Origin of the sequence: Acidovorax sp. 56, assembly GCF_002749705.1 — a bacterium.
Lineage (GTDB): Bacteria > Pseudomonadota > Gammaproteobacteria > Burkholderiales > Burkholderiaceae_C > Acidovorax.
Genome location: NZ_PEEV01000001.1, coordinates 3,335,417 through 3,354,347 on the forward strand (window position 1 = coordinate 3,335,417; position 18,931 = coordinate 3,354,347).

Annotated in this window: 16 protein-coding genes; 5 read left to right on the forward strand and 11 right to left on the reverse strand. The window is 62.8% G+C overall.

Annotation, left to right across the window (positions count from 1 at the left end):
- Nucleotide 1 precedes the first annotated feature (1 nt).
- The 4 genes from CLU88_RS14755 to CLU88_RS14770 form a co-directional block, all read right to left on the reverse strand.
- Nucleotides 2-1,594, reverse strand: a complete 1,593-nt coding sequence (locus CLU88_RS14755; protein WP_233205609.1) for an ABC transporter substrate-binding protein — start codon at nucleotides 1,592-1,594, stop codon at nucleotides 2-4.
- A 322-nt stretch (nucleotides 1,595-1,916) separates the two neighbouring features.
- Nucleotides 1,917-3,437 (reverse strand): CoA-acylating methylmalonate-semialdehyde dehydrogenase, encoded by a 1,521-nt coding sequence (locus CLU88_RS14760; protein WP_099657238.1) that lies wholly within the window; start codon nucleotides 3,435-3,437, stop codon nucleotides 1,917-1,919.
- A 70-nt stretch (nucleotides 3,438-3,507) separates the two neighbouring features.
- The gene (locus CLU88_RS14765; protein WP_099657239.1) at nucleotides 3,508-4,137 is read right to left on the reverse strand and encodes a DJ-1/PfpI family protein; all 630 of its coding nucleotides are present in this window, start codon (nucleotides 4,135-4,137) and stop codon (nucleotides 3,508-3,510) included.
- Between the two features lie 17 nt (nucleotides 4,138-4,154).
- Nucleotides 4,155-5,513: an aspartate aminotransferase family protein gene (locus CLU88_RS14770; protein WP_099657240.1), complete on the reverse strand. Its 1,359-nt coding sequence runs from the start codon at nucleotides 5,511-5,513 to the stop codon at nucleotides 4,155-4,157.
- A gap of 127 nt (nucleotides 5,514-5,640) precedes the next feature.
- Between CLU88_RS14770 and CLU88_RS14775 the strand changes: the two genes are divergently transcribed.
- Both CLU88_RS14775 and CLU88_RS14780 read left to right on the forward strand, forming a co-directional pair.
- Nucleotides 5,641-6,603: a LysR family transcriptional regulator gene (locus CLU88_RS14775; protein ID WP_099657241.1), complete on the forward strand. Its 963-nt coding sequence runs from the start codon at nucleotides 5,641-5,643 to the stop codon at nucleotides 6,601-6,603.
- Nucleotides 6,604-6,656: 53 nt separating this feature from the next.
- Entirely contained in the window at nucleotides 6,657-6,959 is a 303-nt protein-coding gene (locus tag CLU88_RS14780; RefSeq protein ID WP_099657242.1) for a flagellar basal body protein, read from the forward strand.
- A gap of 109 nt (nucleotides 6,960-7,068) precedes the next feature.
- Here CLU88_RS14780 and CLU88_RS14785 read toward each other — a convergent pair whose 3' ends face one another.
- The 7 genes from CLU88_RS14785 to rpmH all read right to left on the reverse strand — a co-directional run bounded on the left by CLU88_RS14785 (nucleotide 7,069) and on the right by rpmH (nucleotide 12,954).
- Complete coding sequence (locus CLU88_RS14785) at nucleotides 7,069-8,025, reverse strand: hypothetical protein (RefSeq protein WP_099657243.1); 957 nt, start codon at nucleotides 8,023-8,025, stop codon at nucleotides 7,069-7,071.
- 111 nt (nucleotides 8,026-8,136) lie between these two features.
- The gene (locus CLU88_RS14790) at nucleotides 8,137-8,628 is read right to left on the reverse strand and encodes a Crp/Fnr family transcriptional regulator (RefSeq protein WP_099657244.1); all 492 of its coding nucleotides are present in this window, start codon (nucleotides 8,626-8,628) and stop codon (nucleotides 8,137-8,139) included.
- Between the two features lie 85 nt (nucleotides 8,629-8,713).
- On the reverse strand, nucleotides 8,714-10,153 hold the full coding sequence (gene mnmE, locus CLU88_RS14795) for a tRNA uridine-5-carboxymethylaminomethyl(34) synthesis GTPase MnmE (RefSeq protein ID WP_099657245.1): 1,440 nt from the start codon (nucleotides 10,151-10,153) through the stop codon (nucleotides 8,714-8,716).
- A gap of 121 nt (nucleotides 10,154-10,274) precedes the next feature.
- Nucleotides 10,275-11,978 carry a membrane protein insertase YidC gene (yidC, locus tag CLU88_RS14800; RefSeq protein WP_099657246.1) on the reverse strand — a complete coding sequence of 568 codons (1,704 nt, stop codon included), beginning with the start codon at nucleotides 11,976-11,978 and terminating at the stop codon, nucleotides 10,275-10,277.
- Nucleotides 11,975-12,268: a membrane protein insertion efficiency factor YidD gene (gene yidD / locus CLU88_RS14805; protein WP_099657247.1), complete on the reverse strand. Its 294-nt coding sequence runs from the start codon at nucleotides 12,266-12,268 to the stop codon at nucleotides 11,975-11,977. Before yidD ends, yidC begins: the two co-directional genes overlap by 4 nt.
- Complete coding sequence (locus tag CLU88_RS14810; RefSeq protein ID WP_099657248.1) at nucleotides 12,265-12,756, reverse strand: ribonuclease P protein component; 492 nt, start codon at nucleotides 12,754-12,756, stop codon at nucleotides 12,265-12,267. The genes yidD and CLU88_RS14810 overlap by 4 nt, the downstream gene beginning before the upstream one ends.
- A 63-nt stretch (nucleotides 12,757-12,819) precedes the next feature.
- Nucleotides 12,820-12,954: a 50S ribosomal protein L34 gene (gene rpmH, locus CLU88_RS14815; protein WP_005798102.1), complete on the reverse strand. Its 135-nt coding sequence runs from the start codon at nucleotides 12,952-12,954 to the stop codon at nucleotides 12,820-12,822.
- Nucleotides 12,955-13,364: 410 nt separating this feature from the next.
- Between rpmH and dnaA the strand changes: the two genes are divergently transcribed.
- The 3 genes from dnaA to gyrB all read left to right on the forward strand — a co-directional run bounded on the left by dnaA (nucleotide 13,365) and on the right by gyrB (nucleotide 18,919).
- Nucleotides 13,365-14,843: a chromosomal replication initiator protein DnaA gene (dnaA, locus tag CLU88_RS14820; protein ID WP_099657249.1), complete on the forward strand. Its 1,479-nt coding sequence runs from the start codon at nucleotides 13,365-13,367 to the stop codon at nucleotides 14,841-14,843.
- 143 nt (nucleotides 14,844-14,986) lie between these two features.
- Nucleotides 14,987-16,105 (forward strand): DNA polymerase III subunit beta, encoded by a 1,119-nt coding sequence (dnaN, locus tag CLU88_RS14825; protein WP_099657250.1) that lies wholly within the window; start codon nucleotides 14,987-14,989, stop codon nucleotides 16,103-16,105.
- A 207-nt stretch (nucleotides 16,106-16,312) separates the two neighbouring features.
- Nucleotides 16,313-18,919, forward strand: a complete 2,607-nt coding sequence (gyrB, locus tag CLU88_RS14830; RefSeq protein ID WP_099657251.1) for a DNA topoisomerase (ATP-hydrolyzing) subunit B — start codon at nucleotides 16,313-16,315, stop codon at nucleotides 18,917-18,919.
- Nucleotides 18,920-18,931 lie beyond the last annotated feature (12 nt).

The following is an 18,931-nucleotide window of genomic DNA, read 5'->3' on the forward strand; positions in this document are numbered from 1 at the left end:
ATCAATCCATCGTCATCGTGGCGATGTCAATGAACCAGCTCTTGGGCTGCACCACGTTCTTGACCTTGGCCGACAGGGCACGCGGCCCCACGTCGTGGGCGATCCAGACAAACGGTGCGTCTTCCACGATGTGGGCATGCAACTTGGCCAGGGCAGCGTCACGGGCCTTGTCGTCAAAACTGGTGCGGGCATCGGCCACCAGCTTGTCCACCTCGGCATTGCCGTAGTAGCCCCAGTTGTTGGACACCGGCGGGAAGGCCTTGGTGCTCACAAATCGCACCATGGCAAAGAACGGATCCATGGCGGCAAAGCTGATGTTCACGGCGTTCGCGCCATTGGCTGACGGGTCCTTGGCGCCCTTGCGCCAGTTGGTGAACAAGGTGTTCCACTCGATCACGTCGAACTGCACATCGAAGTAGCACTGCTTGAGGGACTGCTGCGCAAACTCATTCATCGGCAGTGGCTGCATCTGCCCCGAGCCCGAGGCCGAGATCTGCACCTTCACCTTGATGGGCTTGGCAGCCGAGTAGCCCGCCTGCGCCATCAAGGCCTGTGCCGCCTTCACGTCGTACTTGATGTCGAACTTGGGGTTGCCCCACCAGGGGTGGCCGGGCGGCACCGTGCCCTTGGGCTCGGCCATCATGCCGCCCAGCAGCTGCTTCATGCCGCCACGGTCAATGCACAGGTTGGCTGCCTGGCGCACGCGCTTGTCCAGCCAGGGCGAGCCCTCAGCAAACGACAGCTGCCACGGCCATACGTGGGGCTGGGCGTTGGAGTAAATCTTGAAACCACGCTGCGTGATCTGCGGCATGGCATCGGGCGCAGGCGCCTCGATCCAGTCCACCTGGCCGCCCAGCAACGCGGCCGTGCGGGCATTGGCCTCAGGCATGGGCAACATCACCACCTTGTCGATCTTGGGGGTGCGCTTGGCATCCCAATACGCCTTGTTGGCGGCCAGCTCCAGGCGCTCACGCGCCACAAACCGCGTCACCTTGAAGGGGCCCGAACCCGCGGGATCGGCCGCAAAGGCGGTCCACGCAGCCTTGGACTTGTCGGCCGGTGTGGCGCCAGAGGCTGCATCAAACTTCTTCTGCCAATGTGCAGGCGAGGCCATGAACAGATTGGTGAGGTTGATGGGCAGAAAGGCATCGGGCTCGCTGGTTGTCAGCTCTACCGTGAGGTCGTCGATCTTGCGGGCCGAGCGCAGCGTGGGCATGCGCGACGCCGTCACGCCCACCTGGCTGGCGTCAAAGTGCACGGCGTCCTTGTCCAGCACCTTGGCCACATTCCACACCACCGCATCGGCATTGAAGGCCGAGCCATCATGGAATTTGACACCAGGGCGCAGCTTGAAGACCCACTTGGTCTTGTCCTTGGCATCTACCGCCCACGCGGTGGCCAGCCCCTCGATCAGCACGCTCGGTGCATCGGCCTTTGACAAATCCCATTGCGTGAGCGAGTCGTAGATGGGAATGCCGGTGAAGCGGTTGCCCTCAAAGCCCTGGTCAGGCTGCCCCAGCGTGCGCGGAATGTCGGCAGCCGTCATGGCGATGCGCAGCACTTTGTCCTGCGCCACCGCAGCGCTGCCACCCATGAGCGTGAGGGCCGAGAACAGGGCCAATACCAACGCGTTGCGACGCTGGGGGAGAGATTGCGACGTCAGGACATTGCGCATGGATTCACCTTCAAAAGGGGTTGCGGGTTGATGGATGCAACACCCTTCAAGCAATTGATATGCCACGCGAAATACGCCAGCACAGCCCCCGTTGCACCACGCTGCAGCCCTCGCACCCAGGTCCCACCACACTGGTGCGTAAACCGCTGCCTCAGACCCCATCCCCAACGTCCGCGCACCAAAGAAAACGGCCCACAAGGGGCCGTCTCTGCGGGAGCGCGCTGCGCTTCTTAGCGCCTGCTCATCGGCTGCTCGGGAAGCTGAACACCGCGCCTTCACGCACACCGGCACTCGGCCAGCGCTGCGTGATGGTCTTGCGCTTGGTATAGAAGCGCACAGCATCAGGCCCGTAAGCGTGCAGGTCGCCGAACAGGCTGCGCTTCCAGCCGCCGAAGGAGTGGTAGGCCACGGGCACGGGCAGGGGCACGTTCACGCCCACCATGCCGACCTGGATGTGGTCGGTGAAGTAGCGCGCAGCCTCGCCGTCGCGGGTGAAGATGCAGGTGCCGTTGCCGTATTCGTGGTCGTTGATGAGCTGCATGGCTTCCTGCAGCGTCTTCACGCGCACCACGCCGAGCACGGGGCCGAAGATCTCTTCCTGGTAGATCTTCATGCCGGGCTTGACGTTGTCGAACAGGCAGGCGCCCAGGAAGTAGCCGTTCTCGTGGCCTGCCGCCACCTTCACGCCACGACCGTCCACCACCAGCGTGGCGCCTTCGGCCACGCCGCTGTCCACATAGGCCTTCACTTTCTCGAAGTGGGGCTTGGTCACCAGCGGGCCCATGTCGTTGCCGTTGTCGGTGCCGGGGCCGACCTTCATCTTGGCGATCTCGGTCTTGAGGCCCGCAATCACGGCATCGCCCACTTCGTCGCCCACGGCCACCAGCAGCGGTATGGCCATGCAGCGTTCGCCGCACGATCCATACGCCGCGCCCATCAGGGCGCTCACGGCGTTGCCCACATCGGCGTCGGGCATCAGCACGGCGTGGTTCTTGGCACCGCCCAGGGCCTGCACGCGTTTGCCGTGTTTGCAGCCTTCGGCGTAGATGTATTCGGCAATGGGGGTGGAGCCCACAAAGCTCACGGCCTTCACGCGCGGGTCTTGCAGCAGCGTGTCCACGGCCAGCTTGTCGCCGTTGACGACGTTGAGCACGCCGGGGGGCAGGCCCGCCTCCAGCGCGAGCTGGGCGATGAACAGGGTGCTGCTGGGGTCGCGCTCAGAGGGCTTGAGCACGAAGGTGTTGCCGCAGGCCACGGCCATGGGCCACATCCACAGCGGCACCATGGCCGGGAAGTTGAAGGGGGTGATGCCTGCGGTGACGCCCAGCGCCTGGAATTCAGACCACGAGTCGATGTTGGGGCCCACGTTGCGGCTGTGCTCGCCCTTGAGCAGTTCGGGCGCGTAGCTCGCGTATTCCACGTTCTCGATGCCGCGCTGCAGCTCGCCGTGCGCGTCGGCCAGTACCTTGCCGTGTTCGGCAGTGATCAACGCAGCGATCTTGTCGGCGTTCTCTTCGAGCAGCACTTTCAGCTTGCTCATCACCCGCGCGCGCTTGAGCGGCGGCGTGTTGCGCCAGGCGGGGAAGGCGGCCTCGGCGGAGGCGATGGCGGCTTCCACCGTGGCTTTGCTCGCCAGCGCCACGCTGGTGGTCGACTGGCCGGTGGCGGGGTTGAACACAGGCTGCGTGCGCTCTGTGTCGGCAACGAGCTTGCCGTCGATCAGGTGGCCGACGGTGGTGGTGACGTTCTTGTCGTGGTTCATGGTGATTTCAAGTAAAAATTGCCTCCAGCGCTTGTTGAATAAGCGCTAGCAGCTATCAAATTAATAGTATTCAAGCCGCAACAGCCTGGGTCTCCAGCGTGGGCAGCACGTGCCCCAAGGCCCGGTCGATGAACTCCTGCTTTTCGCCCACCGGGGCAAAGTAGTGCGACACCTCGCGCGCGGCGTCCAGCCCCTTGAGGCGCGCGATCAGCCAAACCACCAGGTACTGCGACGCCATGCACCCGCCCGCCGTGGCCACGTTGCCGCGGGCGGCAAAGGCACGGGGCACCACGTCCACGCCCGACTCAACCACCCAGGGTTTGCTGGTCAGGTCGGTGCAGGCGGGCACACCACCCAGCAGGCCCAGGCGGCCCAGCAGGTAGGTGCCAGAGCACTGCGCCGCCAGCAGCTGGCGTGCGGGGTTGAGCAAGCGCAACGGTTCCATCAGCGCTGGGGTGTTGGCCACTTCGCGCGTCTTCATGCCACTGCCAATCAGCACAGCGTCGGCTTGGGCCAGCTGGCCCAGGTCTTCATGGGCGTCGATGGTCAGCCCGTTCATGGACGTGACGCGCGGAGTGGGGCTTGCGATGCGCACCTGCCAGTCCTTGTCGCCCAGCAGGGCGATACGGTTCAGCATGCCAAACGCCACCAGCGAATCCAGGTCGTTGAAGGCATCGAAAGTGAGGATGGAAATGCGCATGGGCAGGGCCTGGCGGCTTATGCCGTTTCTTGCAGGGAATCGCCCAGCGCGCTGACCATGCGGTCAATCTCAGCCTCGGTGCTGATGAAGGGGGGCGCGAGCTGGATGGTGTCGCCACCGTAGCGCACGTAAAAGCCCTTGTCCCAGCACTTCATGGCGATCTCGTACGGGCGCTTGGCAGGCTCACCGGGCAGCGCGCTGATGGTGATGCCAGCGGCCAGGCCATAGTTGCGAATGTCGGCCACATGCTTGGCGCCCTTGAGTCCATGCACGGCGTTCTCAAAGTAGGGTGCCAGCGCCTTCACGCGGCCGGGCATGTCTTCCTTTTGCAGGATGTCGAGCACCGCGTTGCCCGCCGCGCAGGCCACAGGATGGGCCGAATAGGTGTAGCCGTGGGTGAACTCCAGCATGTACTCGGGACCGCCCTGCGCCATGAAGGTGTCGTAGATCTCCTTGGTGGCAATCAGGCCGCCCAGCGGCTGCGCGCCATTGGTGACCTGCTTGGCAAAGTTCAGGATGTCGGGCGTCACGCCAAAAGCCTCGGAGCCCGTCCAGGCGCCGCAGCGGCCAAAGCCTGTGATGACTTCGTCAAAAATCAGCAGGATGTTGTTCTGCGTGCAGATCTCGCGGATGCGTTCCAGGTAGCCCTTGGGCGGAATCACCACACCGGCCGAACCGGAGAAGGGCTCCACGATCACCGCGGCGATGTTGGAGGCGTCGTGCAGGGCGATCACGTCCAGCAGCTTGTCGGCCAGCGCACGGCCGTCGGTGTCGGGCATGCCACGAAAGAACGAGCCCGCAGGCGGCTGGGTGTGGGGAATGTGGTCGGCCTCGATACCCTGGCCAAAGGTCTTGCGGTTGCCCACGATGCCGCCCACGGAGATGCCGCCGTAGTTCACGCCGTGGTAGCCCTTTTCGCGGCCAATCAGGCGCGTCTTGCTCGCCTGGCCCTTGGCGCGCCAGTAGGCGCGGGCCATCTTGAGTGAGGTGTCGGCCGACTCGGAGCCCGAGCCAGTGAAGAACACGTAGTCCAGGCCCGCAGGCGTCAGCTCTTTGAGCTTGTTGGCCAGCGCGAACGAGGCGGGGTGGCCAAACTGGAACGCGGGCGAATAGTCGAGCGTGGCGGCGGCGCGGCCAATGGCTTCGGCCACTTCCTTGCGGCCATGGCCCAGGCCCGAGCACCACAGACCCGAGAGACCGTCAAAAATCTTGCGCCCTTCGGCGTCGGTGTAATAGGCGCCCTGGCCGCTCACGATCATGCGCGGCTTGGCCTTGAAGTTGCGGTTGCCCGTAAAGGGCATCCAGTGGGCGTCGAGCCAGGCGGCGTCGGTGCGCACAGCGGCTTCGGGATGGGGGTCGATGACGGCGAAGCTCATGGCGTTCTCCTGGCAAGTGCAAGTGGTGGGCAATCGATCGGGCCCAGACGGGCGGGTCGAAGCTGCCATTGTTGGGGTGGGTGTTAATCTCTCAAATAATGCAATATCAATGTTTACTTGAGGTTTTATGCAAGTAAAAGCCCCAACCGCGCTGCCCCCCGCCACCCCAGCCAAACACCGCGCGGTGCTGGGCCAGCTCAGCGACATGGACTTGCGCCTCTTACAAGTGTTCAAGGCGGTGGTGGAGTGCGGCGGCATGTCTGCCGCCGAACTGGAGCTGAACATCGGCACCAGCACCGTGAGCCGCCACATGAAGGACCTGGAAACGCGACTGGGCCTGACGCTGTGCCGCCGGGGCCGTGCGGGCTTTGCGCTGACAGGAGAAGGGCAGCGCGTGTACGACGAGACCCTGCGCTTGCTCAGCGCGGTGGACGCGTTTCGCAGCAGCATTGACGACATCCATTCGCGCATGGGAGGGCAACTGGCCATTGCGGTGTTTGACAAAACGGCCAGCAACCCAGCAGCACGCATCAGCGAAGCCATCGCGGCGTTCTCCGCCCAGGCGCCGGGCGTGAACCTGCAATTGCATGTGGGCTCGATCAACGCCATTGAGCGCGGCGTGATGGACGGCAGCTACCACGTGGGCATCATCCCCGCCCATCGCAGCTCGCAAAGCCTCATCTACACCGATCTGTTCACCGAAACCATGCTGCTGTATTGCGGCCCCGGGCATCCCTTGTTTGGGACGCCGCACACCAGCCTGGACTGGGAGAGCGTGCGCCACCACCCGTTTGCCGGGCTGGGCTACCACTCGCCCAACATGGAGCTGAGCCACCGTGCTGAACTCACCCGGGCTGCCACGGGGTTTGACCAGGAATCGATTGCAACGCTGATCCTGTCGGGGCGGTTTCTGGGTTTTTTGCCTGACCACTACGCAGAAGCCTTTGAGCGCGCGGGCCGCATGCAGGCGGTGCAACCCGACCAGTTTCACTACGAATGCAAGTTCGTGAGCCTGGTGCGCCGCTCACCCGCCCCATCGCGGGCCACCCAGGCGTTTCAGGATTGCCTGGCGCGGGCCCACTTGCCTTGACGCAGCAAGCGTCCGACAATCCTCCCAATTGCAACATTTTGTGAGGCCTTTTTATGGCAAGCCTTTCTTCCATTGGCAACTCTGGCCTGCAAGCAGCCCAGTTGAGGCTGGATGCATCGGCCCACAACGTGGCCAACCTCAACACCCCTGGCTTTCGCCGCCAGGTGGTCGAACAAACAGAAGCCCCCGGCAGCAACGGAGTGCAAGCCAGCGTGCAACGCGATGGGCAAGTGGGCTCGGCGCTCGAAAAAGACGTGGTGGAGCAAATGTCCGCCACCTACGCTTTCAAAGCCAATGTGCAGGTGATCAAGACCAATGACCAGATGATGGGCGCCTTGCTCAACACCAAGGCATAGGCGCATACACGCATACGGACCCGCGCCAAAAACCTTCTAGCACCCAAAACAAAGGGGCTCCATCTTTGCGGATGGAGCCCCTTTTGCATGGCGCGTAGCGCTGGCTTGCCTAATTCAATTCGCCGTACTGGGTGCTGCTCAGATCCGGGCTGGGCGCGTCAGAGCCTGGCATTTCGGTGTCGGCAAACCCTGTGGAACTGGACGGTGGCAGCAAAGGCCCCGAGCGCACGGGAACCCCAGGGCGGGCCGCTGCCGCCGGGGCGGCGGTGGGGCTGCTGGCAGCATCGGCCAGTGCACGTTTGAAAGCGGCCACTTCGTCGGCCTCGATGGGCTCGTAGCGCGACGGCGTGGCGCGGGCCAATGGGGCAGGGCCGGTGTTGGACGCGGGGAGCAGCGGCGCAGGCGCTGTGGCACCTGTGGAGGGACGTGCCGCAGCAGTGGGCGTGGCCGGGAAGCGTGCAGCAGGCTCGGCGGGGAACAGCAGCGAAGAAGACGATGCGGGGACTGGCGCGGGCGCAGCGACTGGCACTGGGGCCGGAGCGGGCTTGCGCGCCAGATTGGGGGCAGACAAAGAGCCCTGCGGCTGGGTGGGCGTAATGCCTTTTTGGGGCAGCCCCACCGCCACGTGGTCATTGATGCGCCAGTACACCGCGGTCACCACGATGTCGTAGCGGGTTTTGGCCGTCTGGGCGATCAAGGCTTCGATTTCGCTCAGGCGGGTGGTTTCGCCACCGTACTCGCGGGCCAAATCCATCATCACCAGAAACTGGCGGCCCCGCTGGTCCAGCGACAACACCTTGAACTTGTAGCTGGCCGACAAAACGCCTGCGCGCACCATGGCATCGCGCACCACGGTGTAGAGCAACTCGCGCCGCTCCATGCGTTCATTTTTGCGGTTGGCTGCGTGCTCTGGGGGGTTGGGCTCCAAAAGCGGCTGTCCTGGTCGCCCAGGCGCCAGAGGCACAGTGGCATCGGCATTCATCAGCCCGGAGGGCTCTGCCCCGCCGCTGCGGGGCTTGGCCTTGGGCGGTGCAGGTTTGCGACTGAACCAACTGAACAGAGACATGGCTTGCTTTCTTCGGAAGGGCGCCCGTAATAAATCCGAATCGAGTGTAACGTGGTGTTTGGGTGCCCAAGGTGCGTAGTGCCCGCAGGCGCACCCAAACAGTGCGCAGTGTCAGGTGGCCGCAACGCGGCGTTTGCGGTTGCCCAGCCGCTTGGCCAGCACCGAGCCCACCGCCATGGTCAGCGCCAAGGCAATGGCAGGCTGGCGGTTCGCCAGCTCTGTAAACCGCAGCGCATGCAACGCCCAGAGCTTGCAAGGAACACTGGTCTGCACCGTGGCAGAGCGCGGGCGGTGCGAGAAGAAAGCACCTTCACCCACCACGGAACCTGGGCCCACAACAGCCAGGCGCAAACGCTCTTTTTCGTCTTGGTAGTGCACGCTCAGGTTGCCGCTCTCGACCAGATACAGGGTGCGGTCTGTGGTGCCCTGAGTGAACACGGTGTGGCCCGCTGGAAACACCGTGGGCTGCAAATAAGGTGCGATGGCTTCCCACTGCGTTGGCGACAAAGGGTTGGTCATGGCGTCGTCTGCATTGGCCTGGGCAATGGCGTCAATGAGACCGCGAAGGTCAACTCGGGGGGCTGTGGGCGTTATGGCATTCATGGTGATGCGGAAAGTACCTGCGTTACAGCATGGACACAAGCGCTGCTTACGTCCGTTTACAACAAAGAGCGCCCCGCACGCAGCGTCACTTGCCGATGCAGAAGCTCGAAAAAATTACGCCCAACAGATCGTCGGACGAAAACTCGCCAGTGATGGCGCCCAAGGCGTTTTGCGCCAATCTCAATTCCTCGGCCAGCAGATCCAGTGCCGGCGAGGCAATGAGCAATTGGGCCGATGCCTGCTCCAGGTGGCCTTGCACTTGCGCCAAAGCCTGCACATGGCGTGCCCGCGCAATGTAAATGCCTTCAGGAGCCGACTGCCAACCAGCCACTTCCAACAGTATCCGACGCAATGCATCCAAGCCATCACCCGTACGCGCAGAAATCCTTACCGAGCGTCGGCTCGCTTCGTTCGGTCCATTCGATTTGGCAACGGCTTCGGTGCCCAGGCTGGCGCAATCGGTTTTGTTCCAAACATCGATCACCGGAACGGAGGCCGGGATTTTCTGCTGCATGGAGTCCGCCACCGCAGCATCGGCAGCGCAGTACTCCGGCAGGTGGGCGCGCGACAGGTCGTGCAAAAACAGCACGGCGTCTGCACCCTCGATCTCGCTCCAGGCACGCGCAATGCCGATGCGCTCGACCTCATCGTCACTGTCGCGCAGGCCTGCGGTGTCAATGACGTGCAGCGGCACCCCTTCGATCTGGATGGTTTGCTGCACCTTGTCGCGTGTAGTGCCCGCAATCGGAGTGACGATGGCCAACTCAGCCCCTGCCAGGGCATTGAGCAGCGAACTCTTGCCCGCATTGGGCTGGCCAGCAATGACCACCTTGATGCCTTCGCGCAGCAGGGCCCCCTGCTGCGCACGCTGCCGCACCTGGGCCAGCGTGGCCTGCAGGCGCTCCAGTTGGCCGCGTGCATCGGCTTTTTCCAGAAAATCGATGTCCTCTTCCGGAAAATCCAGCGTAGCTTCCACCAGCATGCGCAGGTGGATCAGCGCATCGCGCAGCGCGTGGATTTCTTGCGAGAACGCCCCCGTCAACGACCGACTGGCACTGCGCGCTGCCGCTTCGGTGCTGGCATCGATCAGGTCGGCAATCGCCTCGGCCTGGGCCAGGTCGATCTTGTCATTCAAAAAAGCGCGCTCAGTGAACTCGCCTGGCTGGGCAACACGCAAGCCTGGGAGCACGGCACCGGCGTGCGCTGCGGGTGCCTGGGCCGCCTGCAAGCAACGCGCAAGCAGCAATTGCAGCACCACAGGGCCACCATGGGCCTGCAGCTCCAGCACGTCTTCGCCGGTGTAGGAGTGGGGCGCAGGAAAGTACAGCGCCAGCCCTTGGTCAATGGCCTGGCCCTGCGCATCCCGAAAAGGCAGGTAGGTGGCCTCCCGTGGGCGCAGCTCCCGCCCGCACAGCGCCTGCACCAATGGCACCAGTCCTTTGCCAGAGACTCGGACGATCCCCACAGCCCCTCGGCCGGGAGCGGTGGCAATGGCAACGATGGGATCAACGTGACGGGCAAGCATGGGAAGGCACTTTACACAAGGCAAGGCCATGCCAACGAGAGGCAACACACCTTGCAAGAATGAAAAAGGCCGCTTGCGCGGCCTTGGAGGGGTTGAGAACGGCTTCTCAGGATCGCAAAGTTCACTTGAACTTCGGCAGATTGAACTGCGGTGGAACGCCCATGCGGGTGTTGATGATCCACTGCTGTGCAATCGACAGGATGTTGTTCGTCAGCCAGTACAGCACAAGGCCGGCAGGGAAGAAGAAGAACATCACGCTGAAGATCAGCGGCATAAACCACATCATCTTGGCTTGCATCGGGTCTGGGGGTGCGGGGTTCAGTGCGGTTTGCAGCAAGGAACTGGCCGTCATCAGCAAAGGCAGGATGAAGAACGGGTCTGGCGCCGACAGGTCCTGGATCCAGCCGATCCAGGGCGCGTTGCGCATTTCCACGCTGGACAGCAGCACCCAATACAAGGCGATGAACACCGGGATCTGGATCATGATCGGGAAGCAGCCCCCCATGGGGTTGACCTTCTCTTCGCGGTAGATGCGCATCATCTCCTGCTGCATCTGCTGCGGCTTGTCCTTCAGGCGCTCACGCAACTCCATGATCTTGGGGTTGATGGCCTTCATCTTGGCCATGCTGGCATAGGCCTTGGCATTGAGCCAGTAGAACGCGATCTTGAGGAGCAGCACCAGCGCCACGATGGACCAGCCCCAGTTGTTCAACAGCGCATGCAGTTGGTCCAGCAGCCAGTACAGGGGCTTGGACAGGATGGCCAGCATGCCGTAGTCCTTGACCAGCTCCAAGCCAGGCGACAGCTCTTTGAGCATGGTTTCGACCTGAGGGCCGGCAAACAGGCGCGCATCCACCGACTTGCTGCTGCCTGGCTCCAGGCTGCCCAGCGAGGCAATCATGCCCACCGAGTACAGGTTGTCACTCACCTTGCGGGTGAACAGATCACGCTGAACGCCGTCGGCCACCAGCCAGGCGCTGGCAAAGTAGTGCTGCACCATGGCGACATAACCATTGGTCGACTCCTTGGGGATGTCGGCCTTGCCGTTCTCAATTTCCTTGAACTCGATCTTCTGGTACTTCTTGGCCTCGGTGTACACCGCAGGGCCTGTGAAGGTCGAGTAGAACGAGGACTCTCCTGGCGGCTTGTTACCGTCACGCACCAACTGCAGGTACAGCTGAGGCGACACGGCGGTGCTGCCTGCATTCACGACTTCGTGCTTGACGGCGATGTCGTAGGCGCCGCGCTTGAGCGTCCAGGTCTTGATCAGCTTGACGCCGCCTTGCTCTGGCGACTCGAAGCGGATGCTCAGCTCGTTCTCGCCATCCTTGAGCGCACGCGGGCCGGGCACCGCCGTCATCACGGTCTTGTGCGTGGGGTAGCTGCCGCCAATCAGGCCGGTTTGTGCGGCATAGACCCGTTGCGTGCTCTCATCGAACAGCACAAAGTTCTTGGTCTTGTCGGTCATGTCTGCGTGCTTGAGCAACTCGGCATGCACGAGCGAACCGCCTTCGCCGTCAAACGTCAGTCGATAGACGTCGGTGGTGACTTCGATTTTTTCGCGCGCCACGGAGGCTGCCGGAGCAGGCGCTCCAGGCACAGCAGCAGCCCCGATGGAGGCCACGGCTGGCGCGGTGGAGCCAGGCACGCTGGCAACCCCAGCTTTGGGTGCCGATGCGCCAACCGCTGGGGCCGCAGCACCCACGGCTGCTGGCGATGGGAAAAACGTGGCCTTGTTGCCGTTGTGCACTTGCCACTTGTCCCACAGCAAAACCATGGAAAAGCCAAAAATCACCCACAGGATGGTGCGGCGAATGTCGTTCATGAAGACTTCTTTGGTGAGGATGGTTGGGTGTTGGAAGGGTTCAGTCGCGAGAACAACCGCAAGCTGCGCGGCAATTCCTGCGGCACCGGATCATGCCCCCCGTCACACCAGGGGTGGCAGCGTACCAGCCTGCGCAGCGTGAGGTAACTCCCCACGGCAGCGCCATGCTGTTCCAGGGCCTGAAGAGAATACGCAGAGCAGGTGGGCTCAAACCGACAGGCCGATCCCAGCCAGGGGCTGAGTATCAACCGATAGCCTTTGACCACACCGATCAGCAGGGCTTGCATCATGGCGCAGCCTCTGGGGCCACAACCGCAGGCCCGGCCTTGGCACCTGCGCTGGGTGGGCGCTTGGTGGCCTGCCCAAACAATTGCAGCAGTTCGGCACGCACAGCCTGTTTGAGCTGGTCCGAGGTAGCGCTGACAAACTGCTTGCGATCAAACGCCGTGCGCAAGCGCACCACATGGGCAGCCTGCGGCAATTGGGCCTCAAACGCAGCGCCCACGGTGTAAATCTGACGCTTGATGGTGTTGCGTGTAACGGCACGGCGGGCCCAACGCTTGGGCACCATGGCCCCCAGCCACACATCAGGCACGACAAACAGGGCCTGCGGCCCTTGCCCAGAAGGCAAGGGACCGGGCCCTGAAGGTGACGTGGACGCTGCTGGCGAACTGCCTGCCGTGAGTACCAAGCGGTGCAACGCAAAATGCGCTGTGCGAGAGACAGTGCCCCCCGCCATGACGGCCTGGAACTGCGGACGGGTTTTCAGCCGTTGCATGCGCGCACCCCGTTGAGGACCTGACGGTACAAACCGGGGAGCAGGCCGGTGGGTGGTTTGGCCTTAGACGGCCAGGCGCTTGCGGCCCTTGGCGCGGCGTGCGTTGATCACAGCGCGGCCACCGCGGGTCTTCATGCGAACGAGGAAGCCGTGGGTGCGGGCGCGGCGGGTCTTGGAAGGTTGGTAAGTACGTTTCATGGTGCTATTCCTTGAGGTTCAGTTCCGGACTGCTGCTCTTGAACCCCCTGAATCCCGCGCCGCCGCACTGCAATTGCAGTGCCATGAGCACAGACCTCTGGGGCAGAAATAACGGCGCGCCGGGTCAAATCGCCCTGAACACATTCAGGGAAACCCAAAATTATCGCAGGCTATTGCGGTTCTGGCAATGCCCTGGCTGTGTAACACCCGGGTGGGCGACCCGGAAGACGCCTGCACAGCCCCGCGCCGCGAGCGCTCAAATGCCTGCGGAACACCTAGCGCGGCAGGCTGCAACAGCCCACCAAGGCCCCCATTCTTACCCAGACTGCAAATTGTGGATAACTCCTTGACAAGCTACAATCCCACCCCTTGCTACGTTCCTCCTATCCACAATAAAAACACCCCTTGAAATGACCGAGGAACCCCAACGCAACCCCAATGCACCCACCGGCTCGGACGCCGGACAAGGCCTGTGGCAGGCCTGTGTGGAACAACTGGCCCAGGACCTTCCAGAACAGCAGTTCAACACCTGGATCAAACCCCTGGTGGCCCAGGTGGCAGAGGACTTCACCAAGGTCACCTTGCTGGTGGCCAACCGCTTCAAACTGGACTGGATTCGCGCCCAATACGCAGGCCGCATTGCGGCGTTGCTCGAGGGACTGTACGGCCAGCCGGTCACGCTGGAGTTGGCCATTGCCCAACGCGAATCGGTCATCCGCACCTATGTGCGCCCAGCCTCACAGCAGCAGGAACCGCAGCACTCGCAGTCTTCCGGCCAGACGCAAAACCACGGGTCTGCCCAAGGCAACCACTCTGGGCAAGGGCAGGGCAGCAGCACCGGCAGCGACGAGTCCTCGGCAGGCGTGTTTCGCAACCGCCTGAACGCCGCCCTCACGTTTGAAACCCTGGTGGAAGGCACGGCCAACCGCATGGCACGCTCTGCGGCCATGCACGTGGCGGGCATGCCGGGGCACCTGTACAACCCGCTGTTCATCTATGGCGGCGTGGGCCTGGGCAAAACCCACTTGGTGCACGCCGTGGGCAACCGCCTGCTGCAAGACAAACCCGACGCCAAGATCCTCTACATCCACGCCGAACAGTTCGTGTCGGACGTGGTCAAGGCCTACCAGCGCCGCACCTTTGACGAGTTCAAAGAGCGCTACCACTCGCTCGATCTGCTGCTGATCGACGATGTGCAGTTCTTCGCCAACAAAGACCGCACCCAGGAAGAGTTCTTCAACGCCTTCGAAGCCCTGCTGGCCAAAAAGAGCCATATCGTGATGACTTCGGACACGTACCCGAAGGGCCTGGCCAACATCCATGAGCGGCTGGTCTCGCGCTTTGACTCGGGCCTGACGGTAGCGATTGAGCCGCCTGAGCTGGAAATGCGCGTGGCCATTCTGATCAACAAAGCCCGCGCCGAAGCCACCGAAATGCCCGAGGAAGTCGCCTTCTTCGTGGCCAAGAACGTGCGCTCCAACGTGCGCGAACTCGAAGGCGCGCTGCGCAAAATCCTGGCGTATTCGCGCTTCAACCAGAAAGAAATCTCGATCCAGCTGGCGCGCGAAGCCCTCAGAGATCTGCTGTCGATTCAGAACCGGCAAATTTCTGTGGAAAACATCCAGAAAACGGTGGCCGACTACTACAAGATCAAGGTCGCCGACATGTACAGCAAGAAGCGCCCGGCCAGCATTGCCCGCCCGCGCCAGATTGCGATGTACCTGGCCAAAGAACTGACGCAAAAAAGCCTTCCAGAAATCGGAGAATTGTTTGGCGGGCGCGACCACACCACGGTTTTGCACGCAGTGCGCAAGATTTCTGGCGAGCGCCAGCAGCTGACCGAGCTGAACCAGCAGCTGCATGTGCTGGAGCAGACTCTGAAAGGCTGATCCCCCGTGCAAACCACGCCCACCACAAACATCTTCAAAGCCCCCGTTCAAGGGCAAAATGGCGTGCTGTGCAGCACGGGGAAGGCGCGAGGAGCGCCGCTGCTGCCCATGCACCGTCCTAAAAACCACAAGAGGTTGATGACATGATCGTCCTGAAGGCAACACAAGACAAGGTTCTCGCGGTACTCCAGTCCGTGGCTGGCATCGTTGAGCGCCGCCACACACTGCCCATTCTGGCCAACGTGCTGATCCGCAAGACGGGCAATGCGCTGCAACTGACCACCAGCGACCTCGAAATCCAGATCCGCACCACCGCCGAACTGGGCGGTGACACTGGTGACTTCACCACCACCGTGGGCGCGCGCAAGCTCATCGACATCTTGAAGACCATGCCCGGCGACCAGACCGTGAGCCTGGAGTCGAGCCAGTCCAAGCTGATCTTGAAGGGTGGCAAGAGCCGCTTCACGCTGCAAAGCCTGCCCGCCGAAGACTTCCCGCTGGTGCAGGAATCCGCCGCCTTCGGCCCCGTGTTCGCAGTGCCGCAAAAGACGCTAAAGGACCTGCTGAGCCAGGTGTCGTTTGCCATGGCGGTGCAAGACATTCGCTACTACCTCAACGGCATCCTGTTCGTGGCCGAGGGCAAAACCCTGAGCTTGGTGGCCACCGACGGCCACCGACTGGCCTTTGCCAGCGCCACGCTGGATGTGGAAGTGCCCAAGCAGGAAGTCATCCTGCCGCGCAAGACCGTGATCGAGCTGCAACGCCTGCTCAGCGATGCCGGTGGCGAGAACCAGCCTCACATCGAGATGCAGTTCGCCAACAACCAGGCCAAGTTCACCTTTGGCGGCATGGAGTTCGTGACCAAGCTGGTCGAAGGCAAATTCCCTGACTACAACCGCGTCATCCCCAAGAACCACCACAACAGCGTAACGCTGGGCCGCGCCCCGCTGCTGGCCAGCCTGCAGCGCACGGCCATCATGACCAGCGACAAGTTCAAGGGCGTTCGCCTGAACATTGAGCCCGGCACCCTGCGCGTGGCATCGAACAACGCCGAGCAGGAAGAGGCCGTGGACGAGCTCGACATCGACTACGGCGGCGACACCATCGAGATCGGCTTCAACGTCACTTACCTGATCGATGCCCTGGCCAACATGGGCCAGGACATGGTCAAGATCGACCTGGCCGACGGCAACAGCTCTGCGCTGATGACCATTCCAGACAACGAGTCCTTCAAATACGTCGTCATGCCCATGCGCATATGACGCACACGTGATGGGCATTGCGGCACCTGCGGGTGCCGCAAGCCTTTTACCAACGCACTTTTGCAACAGACTGCAACCCGTTGCAAATACTATCAATTTGATAGCTTCTAGCGCTTACTTTACGTGCCCTAGAAGGTTATTTGACCTGTATTGAACCCTTTTACCAAGTGCGAGACCCCGAGGTCTGCACGGATCCCAAGGCCCACCATGACCGCTGACAACAACCTGCCCGAGCAAGAACCTACCGGCACGGGTGAGCCTGTTCCGCACAAGATCGACACCAACCAGGCTGGCGCCAGCGAAAGCTACGGCGAAGGCTCCATCACCATCCTCGAAGGCCTGGAGGCCGTGCGCAAGCGCCCCGGCATGTACATCGGCGACACGTCCGACGGCACTGGCCTGCACCACTTGGTGTTCGAGGTGGTCGACAACTCCATCGACGAAGCCCTGGCGGGCCACTGCGACGACATCGTCGTCACCATCCACTCCGACAACTCCATCAGCGTGACGGACAACGGCCGCGGCATCCCCACCGGCGTGAAGATGGACGACAAGCACGAGCCCAAGCGCAGTGCGGCCGAAATTGCCCTGACCGAACTGCACGCAGGCGGCAAGTTCAACCAGAACAGCTACAAAGTCTCCGGCGGCCTGCACGGCGTGGGCGTGAGCTGCGTGAACGCGCTCAGCAAATGGCTGCGCCTGACCGTGCGCCGCGAAGGCAAGGTGCACCAGATCGAATTTGCACGCGGCTTTGTGCAAGACCGCCTGCTCGACACCGTGGACGGCTTTGAAGTCAGCCCCATGAAGGTGACCGGCGAGACCGAAAAGCGCGGCACCGAAGTGCACTTCTTGCCCGACACCGAGATCTTCAAAGAGAACTACGACTTCCACTACGAGATCCTGGCCAAGCGCCTGCGCGAACTCTCGTTCCTGAACAACGGCGTGCGCATTCGTTTGAAGGACGAGCGCAGCGGCAAGGAAGACGACTTCTCGGGCGCTGGCGGCGTGCGCGGCTTTGTCGAGTTCATCAACAAGGGCAAGACGGTGCTGCACCCCACGTCGTTCTACGCCGCAGGCGAGCGCCCTGCTGAGACGTATGGCGGCATCCCCGGCACCCACATCGGCGTCGAAGTGGCCATGCAGTGGAACAGCGCCTACACCGAGCAAGTCCTCTGCTTTACCAACAACATCCCCCAGCGTGACGGCGGCACCCACTTGACCGGCCTGCGCGCCGCGATGACCCGCGTCATCAACAAGTACATCGAAGAAAACGAGCTGGCCAAGAAGGCCAAAGTCGAAGTCACTGGCGACGACATGCGCGAAGGCCTGTGCTGCGTGCTGAGCGTGAAGGTCCCCGAGCCCAAGTTCAGCAGCCAGACCAAGGACAAGCTGGTATCGAGCGAAGTGCGCGCCCCCGTGGAAGACATCGTGGGCAAGCTGCTCACCGACTACCTGCAAGAGCGCCCAGCCGACGCCAAGATCATCTGCGGCAAGATCGTGGAAGCCGCCCGCGCCCGCGAAGCCGCCCGCAAAGCCCGCGAAATGACGCGCCGCAAGGGCGTGCTCGACGGCATGGGCCTGCCCGGCAAACTGGCCGACTGCCAGGAAAAAGACCCGGCGATGTGCGAGATCTACATCGTCGAGGGTGACTCCGCCGGTGGCTCCGCCAAGCAGGGCCGCGACCGCAAGTTCCAGGCCATCCTGCCCCTGCGCGGCAAGATCCTGAACGTGGAAAAAGCCCGCTACGAAAAGCTGCTGACCAGCAATGAAATCCTCACGCTGATCACCGCCCTGGGCACCGGCATCGGCAAGGCGGGCGGCACCACCGGGGGTGATGACTTCGACGTGGCCAAGCTGCGCTACCACCGCATCATCATCATGACCGACGCCGACGTGGACGGCGCCCACATCCGCACCTTGCTGCTCACCTTCTTCTACCGCCAGATGCCCGAACTGGTGGAGCGCGGCCACATCTACATCGCCCAGCCGCCGCTGTACAAGGTCAAGGCCGGCAAAGAAGAGCTGTACCTGAAGGACGCTCCCGCCCTCGACGGCTTCTTGCTGCGCATTGCGCTGAACCACGCCAGCGTGACCACCGGCGGCGCCAACCCGCAAACGCTGACCGGCGACACACTGGCCGAGCTGGCGCGCAAACACCAGATCGCTGAAAGCGTCATCGCCCGCCTGGGTAACTTCATGGACGCCGAAGCCCTGCGCGCCATTGCCGACGGCGTGAGCCTCAAGCTCGACACCGTGGCCGATGCCGAAGCCAGCGCCGTGGCCCTGCAGGCCAAGCTGCGCGAGCTGAACACCACCGGCGCCCCCGCCGAAGTGGCTGGCGAATTTGACGCGCGCACCGACAAGCCCCTGCTGCGCATCAGCCGCCGCCACCACGGCAACATCAAGAGCAGCGTCATCACGCAAGATTTCGTGCACGGCGCCGACTACGCCGCCCTGGCCGAAGCCGCCGAAACCTTCCGCGGCCTGCTGGGCGATGGCGCCAAGGCCCTGCGCGGCGAAGGCGACAAGCAGAAGGAAGAAAAAGTGGGCGACTTCCGCCAGGCCATGAAGTGGCTGATCAGCGAAGCCGAACGCACCACCGCCCGCCAACGCTACAAGGGCCTGGGCGAAATGAACCCCGAGCAGCTGTGGGAAACGACGATGGACCCCAACGTGCGCCGCCTGCTGCGCGTGCAGATCGACGACGCGATCGAAGCGGACCGCGTGTTCACGATGCTGATGGGGGATGAGGTGGAGCCGCGCCGGGATTTCATTGAGACGAATGCGCTGCGTGCGGGGAATATTGACGTTTGACATAGTCAGCCG

Bases quoted from the DNA above. Each gene is read 5' to 3' on its own strand.
- CLU88_RS14760 (WP_099657238.1), bottom strand. From the start codon at position 3,437: ATGAACCACGACAAGAACGTCACCACCACCGTCGGCCACCTGATCGAC.
- mnmE (WP_099657245.1), bottom strand. From the start codon at position 10,153: ATGCTTGCCCGTCACGTTGATCCCATCGTTGCCATTGCCACCGCTCCC.
- rpmH (WP_005798102.1), bottom strand. From the start codon at position 12,954: ATGAAACGTACTTACCAACCTTCCAAGACCCGCCGCGCCCGCACCCAC.
- gyrB (WP_099657251.1), top strand. From the start codon at position 16,313: ATGACCGCTGACAACAACCTGCCCGAGCAAGAACCTACCGGCACGGGT.
- CLU88_RS14770 (WP_099657240.1), bottom strand. From the start codon at position 5,513: ATGAGCTTCGCCGTCATCGACCCCCATCCCGAAGCCGCTGTGCGCACC.
- yidC (WP_099657246.1), bottom strand. From the start codon at position 11,978: ATGAACGACATTCGCCGCACCATCCTGTGGGTGATTTTTGGCTTTTCC.
- CLU88_RS14790 (WP_099657244.1), bottom strand. From the start codon at position 8,628: ATGAATGCCATAACGCCCACAGCCCCCCGAGTTGACCTTCGCGGTCTC.
- CLU88_RS14785 (WP_099657243.1), bottom strand. From the start codon at position 8,025: ATGTCTCTGTTCAGTTGGTTCAGTCGCAAACCTGCACCGCCCAAGGCC.
- CLU88_RS14780 (WP_099657242.1), top strand. From the start codon at position 6,657: ATGGCAAGCCTTTCTTCCATTGGCAACTCTGGCCTGCAAGCAGCCCAG.
- CLU88_RS14775 (WP_099657241.1), top strand. From the start codon at position 5,641: ATGCAAGTAAAAGCCCCAACCGCGCTGCCCCCCGCCACCCCAGCCAAA.
- yidD (WP_099657247.1), bottom strand. From the start codon at position 12,268: ATGATGCAAGCCCTGCTGATCGGTGTGGTCAAAGGCTATCGGTTGATA.
- CLU88_RS14810 (WP_099657248.1), bottom strand. From the start codon at position 12,756: ATGCAACGGCTGAAAACCCGTCCGCAGTTCCAGGCCGTCATGGCGGGG.
- CLU88_RS14755 (WP_233205609.1), bottom strand. From the start codon at position 1,594: ATGGGTGGCAGCGCTGCGGTGGCGCAGGACAAAGTGCTGCGCATCGCC.
- CLU88_RS14765 (WP_099657239.1), bottom strand. From the start codon at position 4,137: ATGCGCATTTCCATCCTCACTTTCGATGCCTTCAACGACCTGGATTCG.
- dnaN (WP_099657250.1), top strand. From the start codon at position 14,987: ATGATCGTCCTGAAGGCAACACAAGACAAGGTTCTCGCGGTACTCCAG.
- dnaA (WP_099657249.1), top strand. From the start codon at position 13,365: ATGACCGAGGAACCCCAACGCAACCCCAATGCACCCACCGGCTCGGAC.